Annotated in this window: 6 protein-coding genes; 5 read left to right on the top strand and 1 reads right to left on the bottom strand. The window is 61.0% G+C overall.

The annotated features are described in order from the left end of the window. Positions 1-209: 209 nt before the first annotated feature. A complete protein-coding gene (locus tag ACO6VM_RS22225; RefSeq protein ID WP_401058717.1) occupies positions 210-515 on the bottom strand; it encodes a DUF2288 domain-containing protein in 306 nt (101 codons plus the stop codon). Positions 516-874: 359 nt separating this feature from the next. Here ACO6VM_RS22225 and ACO6VM_RS22230 point away from each other — a divergent pair, with 359 nt between their 5' ends. The 5 genes from ACO6VM_RS22230 (at position 875) to ACO6VM_RS22250 (ending at position 5869) form a co-directional block, all read left to right on the top strand. Further along, on the top strand, positions 875-1990 hold the full coding sequence (locus ACO6VM_RS22230; protein ID WP_401058719.1) for a branched-chain amino acid ABC transporter substrate-binding protein: 1116 nt from the start codon (positions 875-877) through the stop codon (positions 1988-1990). Positions 1991-2226: 236 nt separating this feature from the next. Beyond that, a complete protein-coding gene (gene livH / locus ACO6VM_RS22235; protein ID WP_125857673.1) occupies positions 2227-3150 on the top strand; it encodes a high-affinity branched-chain amino acid ABC transporter permease LivH in 924 nt (307 codons plus the stop codon). After that, positions 3147-4403 (top strand): high-affinity branched-chain amino acid ABC transporter permease LivM, encoded by a 1257-nt coding sequence (locus ACO6VM_RS22240; RefSeq protein ID WP_401058721.1) that lies wholly within the window; start codon positions 3147-3149, stop codon positions 4401-4403. Before livH ends, ACO6VM_RS22240 begins: the two co-directional genes overlap by 4 nt. Further along, on the top strand, positions 4400-5167 hold the full coding sequence (livG, locus tag ACO6VM_RS22245; RefSeq protein ID WP_125462912.1) for a high-affinity branched-chain amino acid ABC transporter ATP-binding protein LivG: 768 nt from the start codon (positions 4400-4402) through the stop codon (positions 5165-5167). Before ACO6VM_RS22240 ends, livG begins: the two co-directional genes overlap by 4 nt. Further along, positions 5168-5869: an ABC transporter ATP-binding protein gene (locus ACO6VM_RS22250; RefSeq protein WP_401058723.1), complete on the top strand. Its 702-nt coding sequence runs from the start codon at positions 5168-5170 to the stop codon at positions 5867-5869. Positions 5870-5978 lie beyond the last annotated feature (109 nt).

The following is a 5978-nucleotide window of genomic DNA, read 5'->3' on the forward strand; positions in this document are numbered from 1 at the left end:
GGAAATACTGGGTGGGGAAATCCCCCTCCCACGGTCTGGTGGGGGGGTTTTTCCCCCGCGATCATTTCGGCGGTGTATTACGCATGCCGTAAACTGTTACCGCCCCGCCGAATCATCCCGCCACTGTTACTTACTTCCACCTTACGTGAGCGTCAACGCGCACCATCACGAGGCGTCTGTGCGATTTTGCGCACTAAAAAAGCGCGTGCTTATTCCGCTTTCTTTTCCTGAATCACGATGAACGGCGAAACGACCACCGCCCAGATCTCTGGATCGCGGGTTTGCAGGTCGAGCGCCTGCTCCGCCGACAGCGCAGCCACAGTGCCATCACTGCGCCACTTGGCGAAGATCTCGCTGCGATTCTCGGCCATTGCCTCGGCAACGGCGATCAGGTCGAGGCTGGGGTCGACCCAAATAAGGTCACCCTTGGCCCAGAAACGTTCCAGGGCTTTCCACTCGATGGCAGCGGTCTCGCCGAGCAATTTGGCATAGAGGGTGCTTACTTGATCAGTCATGGGTTTACCTGCGCAAAAATCGGCCAAGAAAAAAGGCCGGCATTTTTGCAGAAAAACCCGGTTTCAAATACGTAATTTGGTCGATTCGGCGCGAACTTGTGGGGGCGGGCCGAGAGTGCAGGCAAAGTGATGGCGCTTTTCTGTATCTTTATGTCGACCAGGCGACACCCCTGGAAACAGACGCTTTTCGCCCGCTTTTCAAGCGCTCGGACAGCGCTCTACACTGTACCGGTACAGTTCCGGGACATGTTCCGGGGGAAGGTGGGGTTGCGGTTAGGCGTAGCCAGCCGCAAATCCCGCCCGGTCTGTAGGCCTGGCCTCCAGGACTATAAGAATTACAACAGAATGAGTGGAGCACTATGATCAAGATTTCCAAGCTGTTCGCCGCAATGGTTCTGGCCGGGGTTGCCAGCCATTCGTTTGCCGCCGATACCATCAAGATCGGTATCGCCGGCCCCAAGACCGGTCCGGTCACCCAATACGGCGACATGCAGTTCATCGGCGCCAAACAGGCCATCAAGGACATCAACGCCAAGGGCGGCGTCGATGGCAAGATGCTTGAAGCCAAGGAATACGACGACGCGTGCGACCCTAAACAGGCCGTTGCAGTCGCCAACAAAGTGGTCAACGACGGCGTCAAGTTCGTGATCGGCCACCTGTGCTCCAGCTCCACCCAGCCTGCGTCCGACATCTACGAAGACGAAGGCGTGATCATGATCACCCCGGCCGCCACCTCGCCGGAAATCACCGCCCGTGGCTACAAGCTGATCTTCCGCACCATCGGTCTGGACAGCGCCCAGGGCCCGGCCGCCGGCAACTACATCGCCGACCACGTCAAACCGAAAGTGGTCGCGGTACTGCACGACAAGCAGCAGTACGGTGAAGGCATCGCCACCGCGGTCAAGCAGACCCTCGAGAAGAAAGGCACCAAGGTTGCCGTCTTCGAAGGCCTGAACGCCGGTGACAAGGACTTCTCCTCGATCATCCAGAAGCTCAAGCAGAACAACGTCGACTTCGTCTACTACGGCGGCTACCACCCAGAGCTGGGCCTGATCCTGCGCCAGGCACAGGAAAAGGGCCTGAAAGCCAAGTTCATGGGCCCGGAAGGCGTGGGTAACGACTCCATCTCGCAGATCGCCCAGAACGCCTCCGAAGGCCTGCTGGTGACCCTGCCGAAGTCGTTCGACACCGATCCTGAGAACAAGGCCATCGTCGACGCCATCAAGGCTGACGGCAAGGACCCGAGCGGTCCGTTCGTGTTCCCGGCCTATTCGGCCGTTGAGCTGATCGCCAAGGGCATCGAAGCCGCCAAGTCCGAAGACACCGACAAGGTGGCAGCCGCCATTCACGCCGGCTCCTTCAAGACCCCGACCGGCACCCTGTCGTACGACGCCAAGGGCGACCTGAAAGACTTCAAGTTCGTGGTCTACGAATGGCACTTCGGCAAGCCGAAGACCGAAGTCTCTCCTCAGTAACTGCGTGACTAATAGCTGACCGAGAAGCCCACTGTGCGAGCAGTGGGCTTTGTTTTACGAGGTTCTATGGGCCTGATTCCCGCGATCCGGGGGCTGGTCCACCTGAAAATCTTAAAACCGTCACCCGCGGTTTCCTGGCAGTGCCCGCAAAAGATCACGTGGCGAAGACCACGAGAACATGGGCCGGGGTCATCCCCCACCAGTGAAATGCAAATCAGGTTTTTAGGAGCGCTGTAATGCCTGAGATCTACCATTTCCTACAACAACTGGTTAACGGACTGACCATCGGCAGTACCTATGCCCTGATCGCCATCGGTTACACGATGGTGTACGGCATCATCGGCATGATCAACTTCGCCCACGGCGAGGTGTACATGATCGGTTCCTACGTGGCCTTCATCGCCCTTGCCGGGCTGGCCATGATGGGTATCCATTCGCTGCCGATCCTGATGACCGTGGCCTTCGTCGCCACCATCTGCGTCACCAGTGCCTACGGCTACAGCATCGAACGGGTCGCCTACCGGCCGCTGCGCAACAGCAACCGGCTGATCCCGCTGATCTCCGCCATCGGCATGTCAATCTTCCTGCAGAACACCGTGTTGCTGTCCCAGGACTCCAAGGACAAATCCATCCCCAACCTGATCCCCGGGAGCTTCTCGTTCGGGCCGGGCGGCGCGGAAGAAGTCCTGATCAGCTACATGCAGATCCTGGTGTTCGTGGTCACCCTGGTGGCCATGACCTGCCTGACCCTGTTCATCTCCCGTTCTCGCCTGGGCCGCGCCTGCCGCGCCTGCGCCGAGGACATCAAGATGGCCAACCTGCTGGGTATCAACACCAACAACATCATCGCCCTGACCTTCGTCATCGGTGCCGCGCTGGCGGCGGTGGCGGCCGTACTGCTGAGCATGCAGTACGGAGTGATCAACCCCAACGCCGGTTTCCTGGTGGGCCTGAAGGCCTTCACCGCGGCGGTACTGGGCGGCATCGGCAGCATTCCGGGCGCCATGCTCGGCGGGCTGGTGCTGGGCGTGGCCGAAGCGTTCGGCGCCGACATCTTCGGCGACCAGTACAAGGACGTGGTGGCATTCGGTCTTTTGGTTCTTGTCCTGCTGTTCCGGCCGACCGGTATCCTGGGCCGCCCGGAGGTTGAAAAAGTATGAACAGAAATCTCAAACAGGCGTTCTTCAGCGCCTTGCTGGTCTGGGCCGTGGCCTTCCCGGTACTGGGCCTGAAACTGAGCATCGATGGCATCAGCCTGATCGTTCACAGCCAGGGCTCGTTCACCATCAGCATCATTGCCGCGTGTTCGGTACTGATGTTCCTGCGCGTGCTGTTCGACAAGCAGTGGAGTGCGGTGATGGGCCGCCGCTCGGACCGCAAGCTGGTGCCGCCGTCGGTGAGCAACTTCCTCACCCTGCCGAAAACCCAGCGCTGGGTGATCATCGGCCTGATCGTCGCCGCCCTGATCTGGCCATTCTTCGGCTCGCGCGGCGCGGTCGACATCGCCACCCTGATCCTGATCTACGTGTTGCTGGGCCTGGGCCTGAACATCGTGGTCGGCCTGGCGGGCCTGCTCGACCTGGGTTATGTCGGTTTCTACGCCGTCGGCGCCTACAGCTACGCGATGCTCTCGCACTACCTGGGCTGGAGCTTCTGGGTGTGCCTGCCGATCGCCGGCCTGATGGCCGCCACCTTCGGCTTCCTGCTCGGTTTCCCGGTGCTGCGCCTGCGCGGCGACTACCTGGCGATCGTCACGCTGGGCTTCGGCGAGATCATTCGCCTGTTCCTGCGTAACCTCACCGACTGGACCGGCGGCCCCAACGGCATCAGCAACATTCCCAAGCCCGAGTTCTTTGGCCTGACCTTCGAACGCAAGGCCGCCGAGGGGATGCAGACCTTCCACGAGTTCTTCGGGCTGGAATACAACTCGATCAACAAGGTCATCTTCCTCTATCTGGTCGCCCTGCTGCTGGCCCTGCTGGCGCTGTTCGTCATCAACCGCCTGCTGCGCATGCCGATCGGCCGTGCCTGGGAAGCGCTGCGTGAAGACGAGATCGCCTGCCGTGCGCTGGGCCTGAACCCCACCGTGATCAAGCTCTCGGCATTCACCCTGGGTGCCTGCTTCGCCGGTTTCGCCGGCAGCTTCTTCGCCGCCCGCCAAGGGCTGGTGACACCAGAGTCGTTCACTTTCATCGAGTCGGCGATCATCCTCGCCATCGTCGTGCTGGGTGGCATGGGTTCGCAGTTGGGCGTGATTCTCGCGGCCATCGTGATGATCCTGCTGCCGGAGATGATGCGTGAGTTCAGCGAATACCGGATGCTGATGTTCGGTGCGCTGATGGTGTTGATGATGATCTGGCGTCCGCAGGGCCTGCTGCCCATGCAACGTCCTCACCTGGAGCTGCCTCGATGAGCCGCGAAATTCTGCAAGTCAGCGGCCTGAGCATGCGCTTCGGCGGCTTGTTGGCGGTCAACGGCGTAGGCCTGACCGTCAAGGAGAAACAGGTGGTGGCATTGATCGGCCCGAACGGCGCCGGCAAGACCACCGTGTTCAACTGCCTGACCGGCTTCTACAAACCCAGCGGCGGCACCATCCTGCTCGACGGCCAGCCCATCCAGGGCCTGGCCGGCCATCAGATCGCCCGCAAGGGCGTGGTGCGGACCTTCCAGAACGTGCGCCTGTTCAAGGAAATGACCGCGCTGGAGAACCTGCTGATCGCCCAGCACCGCCACCTCAACACCAACTTCTTCGCCGGCCTGTTCAAGACCCCGAGCTTCCGCCGCAGCGAAAAGGAGGCCATGGAACGCGCGCAGTACTGGCTGGAGAAGGTCAACCTGACCGAGTTCGCCAACCGTACCGCCGGCACCCTCGCCTATGGCCAGCAGCGGCGCCTGGAAATCGCCCGCTGCATGATGACCCAGCCACGGATCATCATGCTCGACGAACCGGCCGCCGGCCTGAACCCCAAGGAAACCGAAGACCTCAAGGCGCTCATCAGCTACCTGCGTGAATCCCACAACGTGACCGTGCTGCTGATCGAGCACGACATGAAATTGGTGATGAGCATTTCCGACCACATCGTGGTCATCAACCAGGGCACCCCCCTGGCCGATGGCACGCCGGAAGAGATTCGCGGCAACCCTGATGTGATCAAGGCCTACCTGGGGGAGGCGTAAATGCTGAAGTTCGAGAACGTTTCCACCTTCTACGGCAAGATCCAGGCGCTGCACAGCGTCAACGTAGAGATCAACCAGGGCGAAATCGTCACCCTGATCGGCGCCAACGGCGCCGGCAAGTCGACGCTGCTGATGACCCTCTGCGGTTCGCCCCAGGCCCATAGCGGCAGCATCAAGTACCTGGGTGAAGAGCTGGTCGGCCAATCCTCCTCGCACATCATGCGCAAGAGCATCGCGGTGGTGCCGGAAGGCCGCCGCGTGTTCTCGCGCCTGACCGTCGAGGAAAACCTGGCCATGGGCGGTTTCTTCACCGACAAGGGCGACTACCAGGAGCAGCTGGATAAAGTCCTGCAGCTGTTCCCGCGCCTGAAGGAGCGCTATAACCAGCGCGGCGGCACCATGTCCGGTGGCGAACAGCAGATGCTGGCCATCGGCCGTGCACTGATGAGCAAGCCCAAGCTGTTGCTGCTCGACGAGCCTTCGCTGGGCCTGGCGCCGATCATCATCCAGCAGATCTTCGACATCATCGAACAGCTGCGCCGTGATGGCGTGACGGTGTTCCTGGTGGAGCAGAACGCCAACCAGGCGCTGAAGATCGCCGACCGCGCCTATGTGCTGGAGAACGGCAAGGTGGTGATGCAGGGTACCGGTGAAGCGCTGCTGACCGATCCGAAGGTGCGTGACGCGTACCTCGGGGGTTGAATGATCAAAGGGCCTTCGGGCCCTTTTTTCTTGTGTCTGTGCGGGCCTTATCGCGGGGGGGAGGAAAACACCCCCCAAACCCCACCCGCGACGAAAGACGGCTCCCATC

The organism is Pseudomonas sp. GZD-209, assembly GCF_049310485.1.
Taxonomy (GTDB): Bacteria; Pseudomonadota; Gammaproteobacteria; order Pseudomonadales; family Pseudomonadaceae; genus Aquipseudomonas; species Aquipseudomonas sichuanensis.

Coding starts and splice junctions, on each gene's coding strand:
- ACO6VM_RS22230 (WP_401058719.1), top strand. CDS start 875: ATGATCAAGATTTCCAAGCTGTTCGCCGCAATGGTTCTGGCCGGGGTT.
- livG (WP_125462912.1), top strand. CDS start 4,400: ATGAGCCGCGAAATTCTGCAAGTCAGCGGCCTGAGCATGCGCTTCGGC.
- ACO6VM_RS22240 (WP_401058721.1), top strand. CDS start 3,147: ATGAACAGAAATCTCAAACAGGCGTTCTTCAGCGCCTTGCTGGTCTGG.
- livH (WP_125857673.1), top strand. CDS start 2,227: ATGCCTGAGATCTACCATTTCCTACAACAACTGGTTAACGGACTGACC.
- ACO6VM_RS22250 (WP_401058723.1), top strand. CDS start 5,168: ATGCTGAAGTTCGAGAACGTTTCCACCTTCTACGGCAAGATCCAGGCG.
- ACO6VM_RS22225 (WP_401058717.1), bottom strand. CDS start 515: ATGACTGATCAAGTAAGCACCCTCTATGCCAAATTGCTCGGCGAGACC.